General features: G+C 73.9%; 21 protein-coding genes and 2 tRNA genes. 15 read left to right on the forward strand and 8 right to left on the reverse strand.

Annotated elements, in window-relative coordinates:
• Positions 1-198 precede the first annotated feature (198 nt).
• Both AB0H37_RS11245 and AB0H37_RS11250 read right to left on the reverse strand, forming a co-directional pair.
• A complete protein-coding gene (locus tag AB0H37_RS11245) occupies positions 199-1026 on the reverse strand; it encodes an ABC transporter permease (protein WP_360612293.1) in 828 nt (275 codons plus the stop codon).
• Positions 1023-2030 (reverse strand): ATP-binding cassette domain-containing protein, encoded by a 1008-nt coding sequence (locus AB0H37_RS11250; RefSeq protein ID WP_360612294.1) that lies wholly within the window; start codon positions 2028-2030, stop codon positions 1023-1025. The genes AB0H37_RS11245 and AB0H37_RS11250 overlap by 4 nt, the downstream gene beginning before the upstream one ends.
• Before the next feature lie 94 nt (positions 2031-2124).
• Here AB0H37_RS11250 and AB0H37_RS11255 point away from each other — a divergent pair, with 94 nt between their 5' ends.
• Entirely contained in the window at positions 2125-2850 is a 726-nt protein-coding gene (locus AB0H37_RS11255; protein ID WP_329090412.1) for a TetR/AcrR family transcriptional regulator, read from the forward strand.
• A gap of 181 nt (positions 2851-3031) precedes the next feature.
• Positions 3032-3490: a hypothetical protein gene (locus AB0H37_RS11260; RefSeq protein WP_329090410.1), complete on the forward strand. Its 459-nt coding sequence runs from the start codon at positions 3032-3034 to the stop codon at positions 3488-3490.
• 49 nt (positions 3491-3539) lie between these two features.
• On the opposite strand, the gene AB0H37_RS11265 is transcribed toward AB0H37_RS11260, so the two are convergent.
• Positions 3540-3612, reverse strand: a tRNA-Arg gene (locus AB0H37_RS11265).
• A gap of 41 nt (positions 3613-3653) precedes the next feature.
• Positions 3654-3726, reverse strand: a tRNA-Cys gene (locus AB0H37_RS11270).
• A 344-nt stretch (positions 3727-4070) separates the two neighbouring features.
• Between AB0H37_RS11270 and AB0H37_RS11275 the strand changes: the two genes are divergently transcribed.
• The 3 genes from AB0H37_RS11275 (at position 4071) to AB0H37_RS11285 (ending at position 7049) form a co-directional block, all read left to right on the forward strand.
• Positions 4071-5531 carry a benzaldehyde dehydrogenase gene (locus tag AB0H37_RS11275; RefSeq protein WP_360612295.1) on the forward strand — a complete coding sequence of 487 codons (1461 nt, stop codon included), beginning with the start codon at positions 4071-4073 and terminating at the stop codon, positions 5529-5531.
• An 18-nt stretch (positions 5532-5549) separates the two neighbouring features.
• A complete protein-coding gene (locus AB0H37_RS11280; protein WP_360612296.1) occupies positions 5550-6464 on the forward strand; it encodes an alpha/beta hydrolase in 915 nt (304 codons plus the stop codon).
• Positions 6465-6701: 237 nt separating this feature from the next.
• Positions 6702-7049 carry a hypothetical protein gene (locus AB0H37_RS11285; RefSeq protein ID WP_360612297.1) on the forward strand — a complete coding sequence of 116 codons (348 nt, stop codon included), beginning with the start codon at positions 6702-6704 and terminating at the stop codon, positions 7047-7049.
• 85 nt (positions 7050-7134) lie between these two features.
• On the opposite strand, the gene AB0H37_RS11290 is transcribed toward AB0H37_RS11285, so the two are convergent.
• Together AB0H37_RS11290 and AB0H37_RS11295 are read right to left on the reverse strand one after the other, a co-directional pair.
• Positions 7135-8781, reverse strand: a complete 1647-nt coding sequence (locus tag AB0H37_RS11290) for a DUF885 domain-containing protein (protein ID WP_360612298.1) — start codon at positions 8779-8781, stop codon at positions 7135-7137.
• Between the two features lie 100 nt (positions 8782-8881).
• Positions 8882-9532 (reverse strand): LysE family translocator, encoded by a 651-nt coding sequence (locus AB0H37_RS11295; protein ID WP_360612299.1) that lies wholly within the window; start codon positions 9530-9532, stop codon positions 8882-8884.
• 1054 nt (positions 9533-10586) lie between these two features.
• Here AB0H37_RS11295 and AB0H37_RS11300 point away from each other — a divergent pair.
• The 6 genes from AB0H37_RS11300 to AB0H37_RS11325 all read left to right on the forward strand — a co-directional run bounded on the left by AB0H37_RS11300 (position 10587) and on the right by AB0H37_RS11325 (position 16983).
• On the forward strand, positions 10587-11603 hold the full coding sequence (locus AB0H37_RS11300; RefSeq protein ID WP_329090397.1) for an AAA family ATPase: 1017 nt from the start codon (positions 10587-10589) through the stop codon (positions 11601-11603).
• Positions 11600-12613, forward strand: coding sequence for a DUF58 domain-containing protein (locus AB0H37_RS11305; protein ID WP_360612300.1), 1014 nt, complete (start codon positions 11600-11602; stop codon positions 12611-12613). The genes AB0H37_RS11300 and AB0H37_RS11305 overlap by 4 nt, the downstream gene beginning before the upstream one ends.
• Positions 12610-13557 carry a VWA domain-containing protein gene (locus AB0H37_RS11310; protein WP_179835103.1) on the forward strand — a complete coding sequence of 316 codons (948 nt, stop codon included), beginning with the start codon at positions 12610-12612 and terminating at the stop codon, positions 13555-13557. Before AB0H37_RS11305 ends, AB0H37_RS11310 begins: the two co-directional genes overlap by 4 nt.
• A 49-nt stretch (positions 13558-13606) precedes the next feature.
• On the forward strand, positions 13607-14221 hold the full coding sequence (locus AB0H37_RS11315) for a methyltransferase (RefSeq protein WP_360612301.1): 615 nt from the start codon (positions 13607-13609) through the stop codon (positions 14219-14221).
• Positions 14218-14769: a TrmH family RNA methyltransferase gene (locus AB0H37_RS11320; RefSeq protein WP_179835105.1), complete on the forward strand. Its 552-nt coding sequence runs from the start codon at positions 14218-14220 to the stop codon at positions 14767-14769. The genes AB0H37_RS11315 and AB0H37_RS11320 overlap by 4 nt, the downstream gene beginning before the upstream one ends.
• Positions 14770-15147: 378 nt before the next feature.
• A complete protein-coding gene (locus AB0H37_RS11325; protein ID WP_360612302.1) occupies positions 15148-16983 on the forward strand; it encodes an MFS transporter in 1836 nt (611 codons plus the stop codon).
• A gap of 18 nt (positions 16984-17001) precedes the next feature.
• On the opposite strand, the gene AB0H37_RS11330 is transcribed toward AB0H37_RS11325, so the two are convergent.
• Positions 17002-17220 (reverse strand): EF-hand domain-containing protein, encoded by a 219-nt coding sequence (locus AB0H37_RS11330; RefSeq protein ID WP_179835106.1) that lies wholly within the window; start codon positions 17218-17220, stop codon positions 17002-17004.
• A gap of 114 nt (positions 17221-17334) precedes the next feature.
• Here AB0H37_RS11330 and AB0H37_RS11335 point away from each other — a divergent pair, with 114 nt between their 5' ends.
• Complete coding sequence (locus tag AB0H37_RS11335) at positions 17335-18150, forward strand: glycerophosphodiester phosphodiesterase (RefSeq protein ID WP_360612303.1); 816 nt, start codon at positions 17335-17337, stop codon at positions 18148-18150.
• Between the two features lie 36 nt (positions 18151-18186).
• Here the strand turns inward: AB0H37_RS11335 and AB0H37_RS11340 are convergent, their stop codons facing one another.
• Positions 18187-18477 (reverse strand): type II toxin-antitoxin system Phd/YefM family antitoxin, encoded by a 291-nt coding sequence (locus AB0H37_RS11340; RefSeq protein WP_179835108.1) that lies wholly within the window; start codon positions 18475-18477, stop codon positions 18187-18189.
• A 186-nt stretch (positions 18478-18663) separates the two neighbouring features.
• Between AB0H37_RS11340 and AB0H37_RS11345 the strand changes: the two genes are divergently transcribed.
• The 3 genes from AB0H37_RS11345 to AB0H37_RS11355 all read left to right on the forward strand — a co-directional run bounded on the left by AB0H37_RS11345 (position 18664) and on the right by AB0H37_RS11355 (position 20314).
• Positions 18664-19227 carry an ATP-dependent Clp protease proteolytic subunit gene (locus tag AB0H37_RS11345; RefSeq protein WP_179838732.1) on the forward strand — a complete coding sequence of 188 codons (564 nt, stop codon included), beginning with the start codon at positions 18664-18666 and terminating at the stop codon, positions 19225-19227.
• Complete coding sequence (locus tag AB0H37_RS11350) at positions 19224-19829, forward strand: ATP-dependent Clp protease proteolytic subunit (RefSeq protein ID WP_329090383.1); 606 nt, start codon at positions 19224-19226, stop codon at positions 19827-19829. The genes AB0H37_RS11345 and AB0H37_RS11350 overlap by 4 nt, the downstream gene beginning before the upstream one ends.
• Positions 19830-19969: 140 nt before the next feature.
• Entirely contained in the window at positions 19970-20314 is a 345-nt protein-coding gene (locus AB0H37_RS11355) for an RNA polymerase-binding protein RbpA (protein WP_179835110.1), read from the forward strand.
• Positions 20315-20323 lie beyond the last annotated feature (9 nt).

Below are 20323 nucleotides of genomic sequence, written 5' to 3' on the forward strand. Positions count from 1 at the left end.
GCGGCCTGAGTTCGAGGAAGCCGCCGCGCGCTGTTCCGGCGTCTTCTTCGGCGGTACCGGGTCGTGGCCGCCTGGGTGGAAAGGTTGGCACCGCGGCCGGCCGGGGGTTCGGTGTTCCGGTCCGCGGCGCCGTCGCCGGTCCGCGGCCCGGCGTCGGGGGTGGCCCGGCGTCGGGGGTGGCCTGGTGACCGTGGGGGGTCAGCGGCCGCGGACGCGGTAGGTCCGCACGGACAGGGGCGCGAACACCGCGAGCAGGAGCAGCGCCCAGCCGATCGTGGCGGGGACGGGGTGGGCGAGGGGCCAGGCGAGGTCTCGGGCGGGCGCGCCGGGGTTGCCGAACAGTTCGCGGCAGGCGGCGGTGAGGGCGCTGACGGGGTTCCATTCGGCGATGACCTGCAGGACCTTGGGCATGCCGCCGGTGGGGACGAAGGAGTTGGACAGCATGGTGATCGGGAAGACCAGGGGGATGAGCTGGTCGGCGGTCTGCTCGTTCTTGACCACCAGGCCGAGGTAGCAGCCGGCCCAGCTGAGCGCGTACCGCATCAGCGCCAGGAGCAGGAACGCCTCGGCGGTCTGCCAGACGCCGTTGTGGGCGCGCCAGCCGACGATCAGGCCGGCGACGGCCATGATGACCATGCCGAGGACGCCGTTGAGGATCTCGGCGCCGGTCTGCCCGAACGGGACGGCGGCGCGGGCCATGGGCATGGAGCGGAACCGGTCCATGACGCCGCGGGAGGCGTCGGTGGCGACGCGCATGGTGACGGCCATGGTGGAGGTGAAGGTGACCATGGCGAACAGGCCGGGCATCAGGTATTCGCGGTAGTTGCCGCCGCCGGGGACGGAGATGGCGCTGCCGAACACGTATCCGAACAGCACGACCATGACCGCGGGGAAGATCAGGGCGGCGATGAGCTCGCCGGGTTCCTGGCGGATGCGGCCGAGTTCGCGGCCGATGAGGGTGAGGCCGTCGGCGAGCGCCCAGCGCAGCCGTCCGGTGCGGGAGGCGGGGGCGGTGAAGGCGGTCATCGGACGGTCTCCTTGCGCGGCGCGGCGGTGTCGGCGGCGCGCCCGGCACCGGGGTCGGGGGTGCCGGGGTCGGGGGTGTTCCCGGTGAGGCGGAGGAACACCTCGTCGAGGGTGGGGCGGCGCAGCCCGACGTCGCCGACGGTGACGCCGGCGCGGTCGAGTTCGCGGACGACGTCGGCCAGCCGCACCGATCCGGCGGTGAGCGGCACCGAGAGGCGTTCGCCCTCCAGGGCCGGGTGGCTGCCGGTGAGGGTGTGCAGGAGCGCGGCGGCGCGGCCGGCCATGGCGGGGTCGTCCAGGACGACGTCGAGGCGGTCGCCGATGGAGGCCTTGAGCCGGTCGGGGGTGCCGGTGGCGATGACGCGGCCGTGGTCGATGACGGCGATGTCGTCGGCGAGCCGGTCGGCCTCGTCCAGGTACTGGGTGGTGAGCAGGACGGTGGTGCCGTCGGCGACCAGGCCGCGGACGGCGTCCCAGATCTCGCCGCGGCTGCGGGGGTCCAGGCCGGTGGTGGGCTCGTCCAGGAACAGCACCTGGGGCCGCAGGATCAGGCTGGTGATCAGGTCGAGGCGGCGGCGCATCCCGCCGGAGTAGCCGGCGACCTGCCGGTCGGCGGCGGCGGCGAGCCCGAACCGCTCCAGCAGCTCGTCGGCGCGGCGGTGGGCCTCGCGGCGGGTCAGGTGGTACAGGCGGCCGAACATGCGCAGGTTGCCGCGTCCGGTGAGCTTCTCGTCGACGGCGGCGTGCTGGCCGGCCAGGCCGATGCGGGCGCGGACCCGGTCGGGGTCGCGGGCGACGTCGTGGCCGGCGATGCGGGCGTGCCCGGCGTCGGCGTCGGCGAGCGTGGCCAGGATCCGCACGGCGGTGGTCTTGCCCGCGCCGTTGGGGCCGAGGACCCCGCAGACCGTGCCGGCGGGGACGGCCAGGTCGAGGCCGTCCAGGGCCTGGGTGTCCCCGAAGCGCTTGCGCAGCCCCTCGGCCACCACGATCGGTTCGTCGGTCACAACCCCTCCTCTGGGTACGTTGTACGCAGCTACGTTAGACAACTGGGTACGTCGTACGCAACTAGGATGCTCGGGAGAGTCACGAGGAGGTCCGTTGACAGGCGGCGAGCGGCACGTCAGCATCTGGTCGATTCCCGAGCGGCAGGGCCGGGGACCGCGCCCCGCATACAGCCGCACCCAGATCACCGAGGCGGCGATCCGCATCGCCGACGCCGAGGGGCTGGAGGCGGCCTCGATGCGCCGCATCGCGGCCGACCTGGGCACCGGCGCGATGTCGCTGTACCGCTACGTGCCCTCCCGCGAGGACCTGATCGAGCTGATGATCGACCACGTCCTGCTGGAGATGGACATCCCCGAGCGGCCGAGCGGCGACTGGCGCGCCGACCTGACGCTGATCGCCGAGAACACCCGCGCGGTGTGGCGCGGGCACGCCTGGCTGGCGGGCCTGGCCCGGCCGCGCGCCACGCTCGGCCCCAACCGGCTGCGGCTGCTGGAGTTCGCCTTCGGCGCGCTGGACGTCGGCATCCCGATCGACGACATGCTCACCCTGCTGGACATGCTGAACGGCTACGTCGAGCGCACGGTGCGCGGCGAGATCGAGTGGATGCGGGAGATGCGCCAGAGCGGGATGACGCCCGAGCGCTGGATGATGCAGAGCGCCCCCTACGTCCGCGAGCTGCTCGACTCCGGCAGGTACCCGATGTTCGAGCGCATCGTGAAGGACGCGCGCCTGCCCCACATGTCCAGTGAGGAGCAGTTCTGGTACGGGCTGGAGCGCGTCCTGGACTGCATCGCGAGCGCCATGCCCGACCCGTCCTGACCGGCTCCGCTCCCCCGGGGCGCGCGGGTCCGCGGGAACACGCCGGGGATCGGCGGTGCGGGGGGCGCTTGAGCGGGGGCGGGCCGGGCACGAATCCGGCGAGATGACGATTGCGTTCGGTCCGGCGCGGCCGGACCGGGGCCCGAAAGGGCCGCAGCTCGTTCGTGATCAGGAGAGGCCCATGACCGTCGTTCCCGCCCAGGATGTCCCGCGACCGACCCCCCACAGCGGCCGGTGGCCGCTGCCAGGCGGGCGGGCCGCGGTGAGCAGCGTCCGCGGGATCGTGCAGGGCGCCCTGCACGTGTGGGGGCTGGGGCCGGCGACGGCGAGCCTGACCGACCGGCTGGCGCCGCTGATCCAGGACGTGGTAGCGCGGGCCGACCCGCGCCGGCGCGGGTCACTGGTCCTGCGGCTGGAGCTGCACGAGCCCGTCCGGCTGCTGCTGGGCGAGGTCCTGCGGCCCGGCGGAGCGCCCGGCGGACTGCCCGGCGAGGAGGCCGGGCGGGGCTGCAACGTCGCCGCGATCGCCGCCACCTACGGCAGGCGGCCCCTGCGGGACGACGCGGGCGCCTGGTACGCCCACGTGTTCGTGTGGCCGCCCGCGCCGGAGGCGGTGCCGGGGACGCCCGGGGGCCGCTGACCTGCTCCCGGCCCGGCCGGTCCCCCGCCCGCGGCGGGATGTGCCGGTGCCTCCCCGGCAGGGATCGAACCTGCGGCTTCCGGCTTCGGAGGCCGGCGCTCTGTCCGCTGAGCTACGGGGAGGGGGCGTCCCGTCCCCAGGGTGACAGCGGGGACGGGACGGGAGACGCCGGTGGGATTCGAACCCACGTGTGACGGTTCTGCAGACCGCCGCCTGAACCGCTCGGCCACGGCGTCACGGGTCGGCCCTCGCGGGCCGGTGAGGAAACGGAGGCGCCCCTCGCGCGGGGCGGGCCGGCGACGCCGGTGGGTCAGCGGGGCGTCCGGCCGGTGGTTCGGGACCGGGGTGCGGTGCGTGCGCCGCGACAGCGGGTCATCCCGTCCCTCCCCTGCGGTGCCGTGGGCCCGCCTTCGCCGGGCCCGTGCGGGTGCTGCATGATCAGAGTGCCCTGCGCGGCGGGGGCGCCGCAACGGGTTTTCCGCCCGGCCGGTTTCCACTGAGCGGAACGATGATGTTCCGGCGTTCGCCGCGCGTGGTGAGGGTGGGAGTTCGGCGCGGCACCCCTTTGCGAGGAGGAACGATGACGTTGCTCGACCCTGGCGCGTGGACCGGGAAGATCTTCGACGGCGGCTGGGCGGCGGCCGGCGACGGCGGCGTGTTCGAGGTGAGCGAGCCCGCGACCGGCGGGACGCTCGGCACACTGGGCCGGGCGGGCGCCGCGGACGTGGCACGGGCGGCGCGGGCCGCGGCGGCGGCGCAGCGGGACTGGGCGGCCCGCACCTACGAGGAGCGCGCCGCGGTGCTGCGGGCGGCGGGCCGGCTGTTCGAGGAGCACGCCGCCGAGATCGGCGACTGGATCGTGCGGGAGGCGGGGTCGATCCCCCCGAAGGCGGAACTGGAGACGCATTTCGCGGCGAGCCTGTGCTACGAGTCGGCCGCGCTGTCCTCGCACCCCCAGGGGCTGGTGCTGCCGTCGGCGCAGCCGCGGTGGAGCCTGGCGCGGCGCCGCCCCGCCGGGGTGGTGAGCGTGATCTCGCCGTTCAACTTCCCGCTGATCCTGGCGATGCGGTCGGTGGCGCCGGCGCTGGCGCTCGGCAACGCCGTGCTGCTCAAGCCGGACCCGCGCACGGCGGTGTGCGGCGGGGTGAGCATCGCGCGGATCTTCCAGGAGGCGGGCCTGCCGGACGGGCTGCTGCACCTGCTGCCGGGCGGCCGCGAGGCCGGGGAGGCGGTCGTGGCGGCACCGGAGGTGCGGGTGGTGTCCTTCACCGGCTCCACCGCCGCCGGACGCAGGATCGGCGAGGTGTGCGGGCGGCTCCTCAAGCGCGCCCACCTGGAGCTCGGCGGCAACAACGCGCTGATCGTGCTGCCGGGCGCGCGGATCGCCGACGCGGTGTCGGCGGGCGCGTGGGGCGCCTTCCTGCACCAAGGGCAGATCTGCATGACCTCCGGGCGGCACCTGGTGCACGAGAGCCTGCACGCCGAGTACGTGGCGGCGCTGGCAGACAAGGCCGACAAGCTCCCGGTCGGCGACCCGGCCGCCGGGCCGGTCGCCCTCGGCCCCATCATCGACGCCGGACAGCTCGCGCACGTCGACGAGCTCGTCAAGGCGACCGTCGCGGCCGGCGCACGGCTGGCGGCGGGCGGCACCCACGAGGGCCTGTTCTACCGCCCGACCGTGCTGGACGAGGTGACGCCCGACATGCCCGCCTACGCGCAGGAGGTGTTCGGGCCGGTCGCGCCGGTGGTGCCGTTCTCCACGCCGCAGGAGGCGGTGGAGCTGGCTTCGGCGACCGAGTACGGGCTGTCGCTGGGAATCCTCGGCGACGTGGGCCAGGCGATGAAGATCGCCGACGCGGTCCCGACGGGACTGGTCCACATCAACGACCAGACGGTCAACGACGAGCCGGTCGTGCCGTTCGGCGGGGTGGCGGCGTCGGGCAACGGGTCGCGGTTCGGCGGCCCGGACGCCAACATCGAGGCGTTCACCGAGACACAGTGGGTCACGATCCGCGGCGAGATCGCCACCTACCCCTTCTGACCCCGGCGAGGAGGGGTGATGGGCCGCGATCCGGAGTACCTGGCGTTCCTGCGGGCCCGCCTCGCCGCGCCCGGCGGGACGGGCCGCACGGTCGGCGACGCCCGCCGCGAGCACGCCGCCGACCTCGCCCGCTCCCCGCGCCCGCCCGTCGACACCGTGACGGACCTGACGGTGGAGGGGCCCGCGGGCCCGATCCCCGCCCGGCTGTACCGGCCGGCCTGGGACGGCCCGGCGCCGGTGCTGGTGTACCTGCACGGCGGCGGGTGGGTGCTCGGCGACGTCGAGTCCTACGACCCGGTCGTGCGGGCGCTGGCGGTGGCCAGCGGTGTGGCGTGGATGTCGGCCGGATACCGGCGCCCGCCCGAGGACCCGTTCCCGGCCGCGCTGGACGACGCCGTCGCCGCCGTCCGCTGGGTCGCGGCCAACGCGGCCCGCCTCGGCCTGGACCCCGCCCGGGTCGGGGTCGCCGGAGACAGCGCGGGCGGCCAGCTCGCCGCGGCGGCCGCCGGGCTGCTGCGCGCCGCGGGGCCCGCCCGGCCCGTCCTGCAGGTCCTGCTGTACCCCGCGCTGGACCTGCGCGAGGTCCCGCCGCCGCTGCCCGACCCCGACGGGCTGCGGTTCCCGCCCTCGGGCGCCGGCCGCGCCCTGGACGCCTACCTGCGCGGCGCCGACCGCACCGGCCCGCGAGTGTCGCCGCTGCTGGACCCCGACCTGTCGGGCCTGCCCCCGGCGGTGATCGCGACCGCCGAGCACGACCGGCTGCGCCCGCAGGCCGAGGCGTACGCGGCGCGGCTGCGAGAGGCCGGCGTGCCCGTCGCGCTCGTGCCCGGGACGGGCCTGGACCACGGCTTCCTCGGATGGGGGGCGTTCGCGCGCCGCCCCGCCGAGGCCGTCGCGCGGATCGGCGCCGCCGTGCGCAGCGCCCTCACCTGATCCGGCCCCTTGCACCGGTCCCCTGATCCGGTCCCGGGGCCCGTGATCCGGTCCCGGGGCCCGGCCGGGTCCCCGCCGTCACCGTCACCGCCAGGCAGACCCGGGTTACGGACAGGCCGAACGCGCCGACTCCTCGACCATAAAGACGCTGGTCGCGTCGTTTAACCCGCTGGACGTGGGAAATCCTTAACGCACGAACCTTTGCCGAAACTCACCCGACGGTCGAGGAGAGGCACCTTGTACCGGACCCACGAGCTGCGCCGCCTCCGGACCGGCGACACCGGGCTGGAGGAATGGGCGTGTCCCACATGCGGACGCCGCCTGCTGCTGCGGTGGCCGCCCCGCTACCACAAGACCATCGTCGAAGCCGGCGACGAGCGAGCCGGCCACATTGGCAGATCCGACGAGATCACCGACTCCGTCGCCGGCGACGTGCACGACCCCGGGGGCGCCGACGCCCTCGGCACGGCCGAGACCCCCGAGGCCGACTGGCACCCCAACCAGCGGCGATGGCTCCGCGAAACCGGCATCGAGGCATGGGAAAGCCCCGGCCTCAACCGCCTCAACCCCACCGAACCCGTCTGACCCCGTACCCCCGGCGCCGACACCCGTCCAGCCCCTTGCACCGGACCCCTGCCTCGCCGTCAGGCCCGGCCGTCGGCACCACAGGTCACGACCGCGACAGTTCCTCGCGCAGCAGGTCCAGCCCCATCGGCCCCAGATCCAGCGCCCGCCGATGGAACTCCTTCAGATCGAAACCCGCACCCGCCCGGCGCCGCGCCGCCTCCCGCGCCTCCAGCCAGACCCGCTCCCCCAGCTTGTAGGCGATCGCCTGCCCCGGACGCCCCAGATACCGGTCGATCTCGAACGCCACCACCGAATCGGGATCTGGCCCCTTACGGGCCCGCAGGAACTCGAAACCCAGCTCGGGCGTCCACCGCTCCCCCTCGTGAAACCCCGACCCCGCCGGGATCGGCAGCTCCAGATGCAACCCGATGTCCAGCACCACCCGCGCCGCCCGGAACCGCTGCCCACCCGCCAGCATCCCCAGCCGGTGCGCCGGATCCCGGTAGTGGCCCAGCTCGTCCATCAGCCGCTCCGCGTACAGCCCCCACCCCTCGCAATGCCCCGGGTGCAGCTCGCTCGACAGGCGCTGGAACCGGTTCAGGCCCCGGTTCAGCGTCGTCACCCCCAACTGGAGGTGGTGGCCCGGCACCCCCTCATGGAACATCGTCGTCGGCACCGTCCAGGTCACGATGTCGGCGGACGGATCCTCCACCGTCCACCACACCGTCCCCGGACGGGACAGGTCCTCGGCCGGCGCCAGGTAGTAGATCCCCGCCTCCACCGGCGGGATCCGGCACTCGATCCGCCGCAACGGCCCCGGAATGTCGAAGTGCACCCCGTCCAGATCGGCGATCGCCCGATCCGCCAACTCCTGGATCCACCCCCGGAACGCCTCCGCGCCCCCGACCCGGTGCGCCGGGTCGGCGTCCAGCGCCGCCATCACCGCCGGCAGCGGCTCGCCCGGCAGAATCTCCTCCGCCGCGGCCTCCATCTCCGACTCGATCCGCGCCAGCTCCTCCCAGCCCCACGCGTACGTCTCGGCCAGGTCCAGATCCGTCCCGAGAAAGTCCCGCACCCCCAGCCGGTACCGGTCGGCGCCCAGCGCGTCCCGCTCCGGCGCGCGCGCCGCCAACTCGCCCGACAGGAACGACGCGAACTCCTCCAGCGCCGCCGACGCAGCCGACGCCGCCTCCCGCAGGGCGCCCCGCAACGGCCCGTCCCCGTACCGCGCCGCCAGACCCGCCAGATACGCCGGAGTGTCCGCGCACTCGCGGGCACTGCGCAGCACCTGCCGCCGCGCCGCCACCCGGCCCCGCCCGCACGCCCGCCGCAACGACGCCCGCAGCCCCGCCAGAGCCTCCGGCAGCGCCCCCACCCGCGCGCGGACGGCCTCCCAGTCGGTGTCCGGCCCCTGGTCCAGCAGCTCCACGGCCATCCGCAGCCGCTGCACGGGCCCGTCGGTGGTGTCCAGGAACTGCTCCCGCACCCCCGCCTCGTCCAGCGCCGCCTCGACCTCCAGACGCTCCCGCAGCACCGCCGCCGCGATCCGCCCCGCCTCGTCCCTCACCGGGACACGGCCCAGCTCCGCCAGCGTCCGCCGCGTCAGCTCCGCACGCGCCTCCAGCCCGTCCGGGCCGTAGTCGGTCAGCCGCGCGTCCTGCCCGGCGATCCCCATCAGCGCCGCCAGGCAGGGATCCAGCGCGGCGAACTCGTCCACATAGCGGTCGGCAAGGTCATCCAGAGCGGTCACCGCCCCAGGCTACGACCCCCGCCCCCAAAAGCGATCATGAGATTGTGCCAAACCGGCGGGCCCGGCCTGCGCCCCCCGACACCCGGCCCTCGACAAGGCCTCAGCGGGCCTCGGCCGCAAGCCGCACACCCAGCCCCACCAGCACCACGCCCGACACCTGGTCCAGCCGCCGCTGCACCCCCGGACGCCCCAGCACCTGCCGCGCCGCCCCCACCAGCCACACCACCGCGGTGTACCAGACCAGGTCGATCAGCGCCCACAGCACCGAGAACCCCACCAGCACCGCCGCGACCGGCCACCCCTCCGGCACGAACTGCGGCAGGAACGACACCGCGAACACCCCCGCCTTCGGATTGGCGAAATTCGTCACCAGCCCCAACCGGTAGGACCGCCACCCCGAACCCCCGGCCCCCGCATCCGACCCCGCGCCCAAATCCTCACCCGCACCCGCCGCGGCCGGACCGCCGCGACGCGCATGCCACAACGCCCGCACCCCGAACCACACCAGCACCACCGCACCGGCGACCCGCAAACCCTCGAACGCCAACCGCGACGCCGCCAGCAGAGCCGACAGCCCCACCGCCGCCGCCACCCCCCACAACAGCACGCCCGTCTCGTTGCCCAGCACCGTCGCCAGCCCGGCACGCCGCCCCGACCGCATCGACTGACGCATGATCACCACCGTGCTCGGGCCCGGCGCCATCGCGATCAGCACCGCCGCGCCCGCGAACGCGAGCAGACTCTCCAGCATCCCCCCATGCTGTCCGCCCACCGCACCACCACGCAACGCCTATTCCCCCACACAAAGCGTCCCTCTCCATGCGGGCGAACACACCACCACAAACCCCTACAAAGGAGCGCCGTCGCCCCCACCCGAACCCGACGACGGCGAAGGAGCAGGCGACGACGGACCCGGCGACCGCGGCGACACCGACGGCGACGGCGACGGAGCAGGCGTCGTGGGAACCGGCGACCGCTCCGGCACCCGAAACGACGGCGTCGGCTCCGGCGGAGGAGGCGGCGGCTCCTTCACCACCGGCTGACACGCGAACAACACCCCCATCAACAACGCCAACACCAGCAACGCCGCCGCCAACCCCACCACGGCCGCCACCAGATTCCGCTCCGGCGCACGCTCCCCCACCGGAACCGGACCCCCACCCGCCACCGGCCGCGGCCCCTCCAACGCCGGCTCACCCGACCCCAACCAATACGGCTGGAACTGCGGACCACGCCGCCCACCCCACCACCCACGCGCCGACCCCTGGAACGCCACCGGCTCCAAGAACCGCTCCGCCCCCGCACGATCCGCCTCATACGACGTCGCCACCCACGGCGCCGGCCCATCCGGCTGCGCCGCCACCACCGGCGCCCCCTCCGAACCCCCGACCCCCGCCGCACGCCCCGGCCCCGGCACCGCCGCATTGATCGCCGCACGGAACCGGTCCCGCGCCGCCGCATCACCCGCCGCACCCCGGTTCAACACCGCCACACTCGCGCGCCGCCCCTCACCGTCCACCCCCAAGAACACGATCCCGGCAGCGGACTCCGACAAACGCGCCGACAGACGGAACGGCCCCAACTGAGCGGGATCACCCGGCGGCAACGGCCTCGACATGGCCGCAACACTAACAACCACGCCCTACGATCAGCCCCGAGAACACCCCCTGACCCCACCCCGAACCGATCACTCTCCGCACGCACGTATCCCCGGCGAACGGGTACAAGTGATCGCGTAGGGTCGTAAGGCCCCCCATCCGACGCACGAGGACAGGGCACACGACGGACAAGTGAGGGACACCCACATGACCATCGCCGCCACCGACGTCGACGAGGCCGCAGTCCTCCTGCAGTACACCCTCGCCGAAGTCAAGAAGGTCATCGTCGGCCAGGAGCACATGGTCGAACGCATGATCGTCGCGCTCCTCGCCCGCGGCCACTGCCTCCTGGAAGGCGTCCCCGGCGTCGCCAAGACCCTCGCCGTCGGCACCCTCGCCCGCGTCGTCGGCGGCACCTTCGCCCGCCTCCAGTTCACCCCCGACCTCGTCCCCTCCGACATCGTCGGCACCCGCATCTACCACCCCTCCACCGAACAGTTCGACGTCGAACTCGGCCCCGTCTTCGTCAACTTCGTCCTCGCCGACGAGATCAACCGCGCCCCCGCCAAAGTCCAGTCGGCCCTCCTGGAGGTCATGGCCGAACGCCAGGTCTCCCTCGGCGGCAACACCTACCCCCTCCCCCGCCCCTTCCTCGTCCTCGCCACCCAGAACCCCATCGAGTCCGAAGGCGTCTACCCCCTCCCCGAAGCACAACGCGACCGCTTCCTCATGAGAGTCGACGTCCACCACCCCGCCGCCCACGAGGAACTCCAAATCCTCCAGCGCATGAGCGTCGACCCGCCCGAAGCCGCCCAGATCCTCGACACCGACCGCCTCGCCGGCCTCCAGCGCGCCGCCCAGGAGGTCTCCGTCCACGAACTCATCGCCGACTACATCGTCCGGCTCGTCATGGCCACCCGCGAACCCGACCAGTACCGCCTCCCCGACCTGCGCGGCGTCATCGACATCGGCGCCAGCCCCCGCGCCACCCTCGGCCTCGCCGCCGCGGCCCGCGCCCTCGCCCTGATCGCCGGACGCGACTACGTCCTGCCCGACGACGTCCGCGCCGTCGCCCGCGACGTCATGGCCCACCGCATCGTCCTCACCTTCGACGCCCTCGCCGACGGCATCGACACCGCCGAGGTCATCAACCAGATCCTCGCCGCCGTCCCCCCACCCCGCGTCGTCTGGAACCACGGCGCGGCGGCGGTGACCACCGCATGACCCCCCGGCGCCGGCGCAGCGGCAAACTCGCCCACCTCGCCCCCGAACGCACCCTGCGCCGCCTCGAACTCCAGGTCACCCGCCGCCTCGACGGCCTCCTCAACGGCGAGCACCTCGGCCTGCTCCCCGGCCCCGGCACCGAACTCGCCGAAGCCCGCCTCTACCAGCCCGGCGAGGACGACGTCCGCCACATGGACTGGGCCGTCACCGCCCGCACCACCATCCCGCACGTCCGCGACCTCATCGCCGACCACGAACTCGAAGCCTGGGCCCTGGTCGACCTCACCCCCAGCATGGACTTCGGCACCGGCACCATGATCAAACGCGACCTCGCCGTCGCCGCCCTCGCCGCCGTCGGCTTCCTCACCGTCCGCCTCGGCGACCGCGTCGGCGCCTACCTCCTCCACGACGACGGCATGCGCCGCTGGCCCGCCCGCACCGGCAAGGCCGCCATGTACGCCCTCCTCCAAGCCGTCCTCGACGCCCAGTCCGTCGACGACGGCGCCGGACCACGCGCCGGCACCACCGCCCCGCCCCGCGACCTCGCCGCCGCCGTCGCCTCCCTCGACCGCGGCCAGACCCGCCGCGGCCTGCGCGTCGTCATCTCCGACTTCCTCACCCCCGACGGCGCCGACACCGCCGACGACGGCCCCCACGGCCAACCCGCCTGGGAACGCCCCCTGCGCCGCCTCACCGCCCGCCACCAGGTCCTCGCCATCGAGATCATCGACCCCCGCGAACTCGACCTGCCCGACGTCGGCCTCGTCGAGATGACCGACCCCGAGACCGGCACCGTCCACGAGATCGTCCTCAGCCGCCGCGTCCGCGAACGCTACGCCGCCGCGGCCGCCGAACAGCGCGCCCGCACCCGCGCCGCCCTGCGCCGCAGCGGCGCCCACCACCTCGTCCTGCGCACCGACCGCGACTGGATCGCCGACGTCGCCCGCTTCTCCCTCCGCCAGCGCCGCGCCGCAGGCCGGCCCGTCACCAACGCGGGAGTGCGCCCATGACCTTCCTGTCACCCGAACGGCTCTGGCTCCTCGGCCTCCTGCCGCTCGTGGTCGCCGCCTACCTGCTCCTGCAACTGCGCCGCCGCCAGTACGCCGTCCGGTTCACCAACCTCGCACTGCTGTCCCAGATCGCCCCCCGCCGCCCCGGGTGGCGCCGGCACGTCTCGGCCGCCCTGTTCCTCATCATGATCGCCTTCATGATGTTCGGGTTCGCGCGCCCCGCCACCGCCGTCAAGGTCCCCCGCGACCGCGCCACCATCGTGGTCGCCGTCGACGTGTCGCTGTCCATGATGGCCAGGGACGTCTCCCCCAGCCGCCTCGACGCCGCCAAGGCCGCCGCCAAGCGGTTCATCGGCGACCTGCCCCGCCGCTTCAACGTCGGCGTCGTCGCCTTCGCCGGCAACGCCAACCTCATCGCCGCCCCGACCGCCGACCGCGACGCCGCCGTCGCCTCCCTCGACCAGCTCGTCCTGGCCAAGCGCACCGCCATCGGCGAGGCGGTGTTCACCTCCCTGCAGGCCGTCCGGTCCTTCGACGCCCAGGCCAGCCAGGACCCGCCGCCCGCCCACATCGTCCTGCTGTCCGACGGGGACAACACCACCGGACGCTCGGTGCAGGAGGCCGTCGACGCCAGCCGCCTCGCCCACGTCCCGGTCTCCACCATCGCCTTCGGCACCCCCTACGGCACCGTCGACATCGAAGGCGAGACCACCAGCGTCTCGGTCAACAAGGAGACCCTGAAGAGCCTCGCGGAGAGCACCGAGGGCAAGGCCTACGAGGCCGCCGACGCCGACCAGCTCCGCGAGGTCTACGCCAACATCGGCAGCTCCCTCGGCTTCAGGACCGAGCACCGCGACGTCGCCGCCCGCTACGTCGGCATCGCGCTGCTGTTCGCCTTCGCCGCCGGCGGCGTCTCACTCGCCTGGTTCTCCCGCCTCCCCTGACCGCGCGCACGGCACGGGCGGGCCCCGAACGCTGATACGGTCGGCGGACGTGGGGGAACACTACTTCGCGGAGCGGCCGGGCGCCGCCAGCCGCCGCCGCACCGTCGACCTCGTCCTGCCGGACCTGCACCTGCGGCTCGACACCGACAGCGGCATGTTCTCCCCCGACCGCATCGACCCCGGCACCCGCGTGCTGCTGGAGACCGTCCCCGCCCCACCGTCGACCGGTGACCTGCTCGATCTCGGCTGCGGATACGGCCCCATCGCCATCACCATGGGCAAGCGCTCGCCCCAGGCGAGGGTTCTGGGAGTTGATGTGAATCAGCGAGCCATAACCCTCGCTAAGAGCAACGCCAAGACCGCCGACCTTGACAATGTAAGGTTCAGTCTGGTGGACGAGGCCGACGCCGAGCTGCGGTTCGCGGCGATCTGGTCCAACCCCCCGATCCGCATCGGCAAGGCCGCCCTGCACGACCTCCTCCTCGCCTGGCTCCCCCGCCTGGCCCCGGGCGGCCTCGCCCACCTCGTCGTCCAGAAGCACCTCGGCTCCGACTCCCTCCAGAGGTGGCTCGCGGCCCAGGGCTTCCCCACCGAACGGATCGCCTCCCGATCCGCCTACCGCGTCCTGCGCGTCGCACCCCGCACGGAAGGCCACACCCGATGAGCACCCCCGACCCCGCGCAGGGACGCCGCCAGCTGCGCCCCACCGACGTCAAGCGCCTCAACCGCGACTGGCGCCGCCGCACCGGCGCCCGCCTCGACCTGCTCGTCGAATCGGTCACCCAGCCGTTCAACATGGGCTCGATCATCCGCAGCGCCGCCGTGTTCGGCGTCGAGCACCTCTGGCTCGCCGGCAACGCCACGCCCCCCACCCACCGCAACGTGGCCAAGACCGCCCTCGGCACCGACCGCCTCGTCTCCTGGGAGCACGCCGGCACCGCCGCCGAGGCCGCCGCCGCCGTCCGCAAGGAGGGCCTGCGCCTGGTCGCGGTGGAGCTGACCGCCGACGCCGTGCCCCTGCACGAGGCACCCCTCGACGGGGACGTCTGCCTCGCCATCGGCAGCGAGGACCACGGCTGCTCCCCCGCCCTCCTGACCGCCGCCGACGCCGTCACCTACATCCCCCAGATCGGACGCGTCGGCTCCCTCAACGTCGCCGTCGCCACCGCCATCGCCCTCGCCGAAGCCCGCCGCCGCGAGTGGAGCACATGACCCGGGCACGTTCGGAACACACGCCGCACCGCCCCTGATGCATCGCCGAAGCGTCCCGTCATCACGAACGAGCGATTGATCCGTCGGCGGAAGGGCCACGACGGGCGGACGGCGGCGCTGTTCCACTCGTCGGCCGATCGTGCGGCGGCCCGCGCGGGCCCAGGCACGGCTGGCGCACCTGCCCGCGAAGCGGCGACGGCGCGGTCCGCGGTGGCCGCGAGGTAGCGCACGGGGCAACCGGGCGGGGATTTCGCACCGGGCGAGGGTGCCCGTTACGATCAGGCCATGCAGTTCCTCCTCTACGGGTAGACGCCCCGCCGCCGCCGGTCCGGCGGCGGCCTCCGGCGTCCCTGCAACCCCCTTCCGAGGAACCGCTCAGTGTCATCCTCCTACGCAGCCGTGCTGCGCACGCCCCACGCCTCCCGCGCCTTCGCCTTCGCGTTCCTGGGACGCCTGTCCTACGGGACCGTCTTCCTGTCCCTGACACTGGCGCTCACGGCGTCCACGGGCTCCTACGCCCGCGCGGGCGGGCTGCTGGCCCTGCTCGGCCTCACCATCTCCGTCATGTCACCGGTCCGCGCCGCGCTCATCGACCGGCACGGGCCGCGCCGCGCCCTGGTCCCCATGGCCGCCGCCTACGCCCTCGTCCTCGCCGCCTTCGCCGTGCTGACCTCACGGCCGGGAGCGCCCGTCCCACTGCTCACCCTCCTGGCCGTCGCCGCCGGAGTCACCGCGCCCCCGGTCGGCGTGGTCATGCGGACGCTGTGGAGCGCCCTCCTGCCGGACGGCCCGCTCCTGAGGCGCGCCTACAGCCTCGACACCGTGTCGGAGGAGCTGGTCTTCGTCACCGGCCCGCTCCTGGCGGGACTGCTCGCCGCCGTCGCCGCGCCGTCCCTCGGGGTCGCCCTCGGGGCCGTCCTCATCGCCGCCGGAACCGCCGGGATGGCGGCCTCCCCCGTGGCGGCTCCGCGGCCGGAGCCGCACCCCCGCACGACCCGCGTGCGGTCGTTCCCGCTCGCACCGGCCATCGCGGCAGCGGCCACCGGTGCCGTCCTCGGGTCGACCGGCCTGCTGGCCGTCGCGTTCACCCAGCGGCACCACCAGCCCGCCGCCGTCGCCTGGGTGGAGGCCGCGCTCGCCGTCGGCAGTACCCTCGGCGGCCTCGCCTACGGCGCGCTGAGCCGCTCGGCACCCGGCCGGGCCCGGCTCGCCGTCCTCGCCTGCCCGCTCGGACTCGGCCTCGCCGCCGCGGGACTCGCCCCGTCCGTAGCGATCCTGGCCGCGGCGGTGTGCGCCGCCGGGCTGTTCGTCGGCCCGACGCTGACCACCGCCTACCTCCTCGCCGACGCCGACGCGCCGCCCGGCGCCCGGACCCGCGCCGTGGCCTGGGTCAACACCGCGCTGAACCTCGGCGCGTCCGGCGGCACCGCCGCCACGGGCGCGGCCCTGGACGCGCTGCCGCTCCCGGCGTGCTACGCCGTCGCCGCGGCCCCGGCCGTCCTGGTCCCGCTCGCCCTGCTCGTCTTGCCGAAACGGCAACGCAGTTCGCCTCCAGGCGGGGTCACCGCGCACGATCGAAGCATGGACGACACCACCGATCCCCTGCAGTACTGGGACTCCCGCTACTCCGAACACCACGCCATGTGGAGCGGCGAACCCAACGCCGTCCTCGTGCAGGAGGCCGCCGAACTCGAGCCCGGCACCGCCCTGGACCTCGGATGCGGCGAGGGCGCCGACGCCGTCTGGCTCGCGCGCCGCGGCTGGCGCGTCACCGCCGTCGACATCTCCGGCGTCGCGCTCGAGCGCGCCGCCGGCCACGCCGCTGAGGCCGGCGTCGCCGACCGCGTCGACTGGCAGCGCCGCGACCTGGCCGCCTCGTTCCCCGAGGGCTCCTACGACCTGGTCTCGGCGCAGTTCCTGCACTCCCCCGCCGACATGCCCCGCGAGGAGGTCCTGCGGGCCGCCGCCGGAGCCGTCGCGCCCGGCGGGGTCCTGCTCGTCGTCGGGCACGCCGGGCCCCCGCCCTGGGACCCCGACGCCCACCCGGGCGTGCACCTGCCCACGCCCGACGAGATCCTGGCGTCACTCGCCCTGCCAGACGGCGACTGGGAGGTCCTGCGCAGCGACGAGCACGAACGCGTCCAGAAGGCGCCCGACGGACGCACGACGACCCGCACCGACAACGCCCTCACGCTGCGCCGCCGGGCGCGGTGACCCGCGCGGCCGCCGCCGTCACCGGGAGGACTGCTCCATCAGCGCGGTGAACTCCTCCAGGGAGATCTTGCCGTCCCGGTTGGCGTCGGCGGCCACGACCACCTCCACGACGCGGGTCTCGGTGACGTCCTGCCCGAGCCGGGTCATCAGGTTCTTCAGCTCCGCCGTCGAGATGTAGCCGTCACCGTCCACGTCCACCAGCTCGAAGGTCGCCCTGTAGTCGTTCACGTCCGCCATGCTCGTGCTCCCTCGCTGATCGATTGCGGCGCCGACGTTAGCAGCGGCGCCCCGGCCCCCGCCCTTTACGCAGTAAGGTCAAAACGGGCGGTGCGGTCGGCCATAATCGGACGGGTGCGGCGCTCGTACGAATTCCTCGACCATCCCGGCCCGATCCCCTTCGCCCATCGCGGCGGCGCGGCCGGACGCCCGGAGAACTCGATGGCCGCTTTCCAGCGCGCCACCGACCTCGGCTACCGCTATCTGGAGACCGACGCCCACGCCACCGCCGACGGCGTCGTGGTCGCCTTCCACGACCGCACCCTCGACCGGGTCACCGACAGCGCCGGCGCCATCGCCCGGCTCCCCTACGCCGAGGTCGCCAAGGCCCGCATCGGCGGCACCGAGCCCATCCCCCGCCTGGAGGACGTCCTCGGCTCCTTCCCCGAGGCGCGCGTCAACATCGATCTGAAGGACGCGCCCGTCATCGGCCCGCTCGCCGAGACGCTGCGCCGCACCGGCGCGTGGAACCGCGTGTGCATCACGTCGTTCTCCACCCGCCGGCTGGCGCAGATGCGCGCCCGGCTCCCCGGGTTCACCGACCGCGAGGTGTGCATGGCGCTCGGCCCGCGCGGCCTGATGGCGCTGCGCGCCAAGTCCATCGGGGGCCCCACCGCCAAGCTCGTCCGCCTCGCCGCCACCGGCGTCGCCTGCGCCCAGGTGCCCTACGGCCTCGGCCCCGTCCCCTTCGTCACCGAGGCGTTCATCGACCACGCCCACCGGCTCGGACTGCAGGTCCACGCCTGGACGGTCAACGACGCCGCCACCATGAAGCGCCTCCTGGACCTCGGCATCGACGGCATCATGACCGACGAGCTGGTGACCCTCCGCGACGTGATGGACTCGCGCGGCCTGTGGCCGCGGGAGAACCCGCCCGCCGCCCCGGCCTGAGGCCGGCCCTGCGCGGGGCCGCCCGCGAACCGGGGATCAGGGCCGGAAGCCGGGCGGGCGGTACTCTGCCGCGATGCGCATCGGGGGCTGAGGCTGCTGCTGGGGCCGTTCCCCGGGACGGGACGGCTGCCCGGGCGGGACGGTCCCGCCGACCTGCAGGTCGGCGCGCTGGGAGCGGACCGTCTCCAGGAGCTCCAGGTCCTCCGGGGAGACCAGGGCGGCCATCACCCTGCCCCGCCGCGTGAGCTTGACCGGCTCGCCGGTGTAGGCGACCCGGTTCACCAGATCCGCGAACTGGGCGCGTGCTTCGGTTACCGGAACATCCACGTGATTCATCGTATAGCGAAACACCCCGTTCCCCTCTGGCCCTTCCCCGGGCACTGGAATAGTGTCCGTACGTAGTGTACGAACTGTACAGATGATCAAGGAGGGCACGTGGACGGCGAACCGTGGCGACAGGACGGACGGCAGGCGGAGACGTTCATTGGCAGGTCGCGGGCCCGCGTGGCCGAGATGCCGCAACTGGCGGACGCGCAGCTGTTCGAGCGGCTGCTGGCGCAGCGGATCGTCTTCCTCGGCAGCGAGATCGACGACGGGGTCGCCAACCGGACCAACGCGCAGCTGCTGCTGCTCGCGGCGCAGGACGCCCGGCGCGACATCACGATCTACATCAACTCCCCCGGCGGCGTCGTGGACGCCGGGATGGCGATCTACGACATGATGCAGTTCGTCCCGAACGACATATCCACGGTCGCGATGGGCATGGCGGCCTCCATGGGACAGACGCTGCTGTGCGCGGGGGCCCGGGGCAAGCGGTACGCCCTGCGGCACGCGCGCGTGATGATGCACCAGCCGCACGGCGGCATCGGCGGCACCGCGTCCGACATCAAGATCCAGGCGGAGCAGTCCCTGTACCTCAAGCGGACCCTGGCGGAGCGCACGGCGTTCCACACCGGGCAGCCGCTGGAGCGGATCGAGGCCGACGGCGATCGCGACGCGTGGTTCACAGCGGAGGAGGCCCGCGACTACGGTTTCGTCGACCACGTCATCGACAGCACCGACCGGGTGGGCACATGACACGCGCGGAACGGCGCTCCCTCGTCCCGCAGTTCGAGGAGCGCACCGGCCAGGGCCGCAAGGAGACCGACCCCTACAGCAAGCTGTTCGAGGAGCGCATCGTGTTCCTCGGCGCGCCGGTGGACGACATCAGCGCGGGCGACGTCACGGCGCAGATGCTGGCGCTGGAGGGCATGGACGCCGACCGGCCCATCGGCCTCTACATCAACTCGCCGGGCGGGTCGATCACCGCGATGCTGGCGATCTGCGACACGATGCGCTACGTGCGGCCCGAGATCGAGACCACCTGCGTCGGGCAGGCCGGGTCGGCCGCGGCGATCCTGCTGGCGGCCGGTTCGCCCGGGCGCCGGCAGGCGCTGCCGCGCGCCCGGATCCTGCTGCACGAGCCGGCGATCGAGGTGGCCCGCGGCCACGCCACCGACCTGGCGATCCAGGCGCAGGAGGTGCTGCGGCTGCGCGAGCAGACCGAGGCGATCCTCGCCGAGGCCACCGGGCGCGACCCCGCGACCGTCCGCCATGACCTGGACCGCGACCGCTTCTTCACCGCCGCCGAGGCCAAGGAGTACGGGCTGATCGACGAGGTGCTCACGTCCCGTCACTAGGGCGCCAGCCGCGTGTTCCCCGCCGGCGGCTGGGGACGGTCGCAAACAGCAGGGTTGGATCACCCCGGGTGGGGGAATCTTGTCACGGTGTTCAGCGTTGGTCAGGGCAAGACCGCAAGCCGTCTGGGAGGCACGTGACGATGGCCGAGCGCGCACTTCGCGGCACCCGACTCGGAGCGACGAGCTACGAGAACGATCGCAACACCGATCTGGCCCCTCGCCAAGAGGTGGACTATACCTGCACCAAGGGCCACCGGTTCACCGTGACGCTCGCAGCCGAGGCCGAGGTGCCGATCACCTGGGAATGCCGCAACTGCGGCGCCACGGCGCTGCGGGTCGACGGTGAGCTGCCCCAAACCAAGAAGGGAAAGCCGCCGCGGACCCACTGGGACATGCTCATGGAGCGCAGGACCCTGGAGGACCTGGAGGAGGTCCTGGCCGAACGCCTGGAGATCTTGCGAGCGGGGCGCAAGAAGTCCGCGTGAGCGGCTGAC

The sequence above is a fragment of the Actinomadura sp. NPDC023710 genome (genome assembly GCF_040639875.1).
Classification (GTDB): Bacteria; Actinomycetota; Actinomycetes; order Streptosporangiales; family Streptosporangiaceae; genus Spirillospora; species Spirillospora citrea.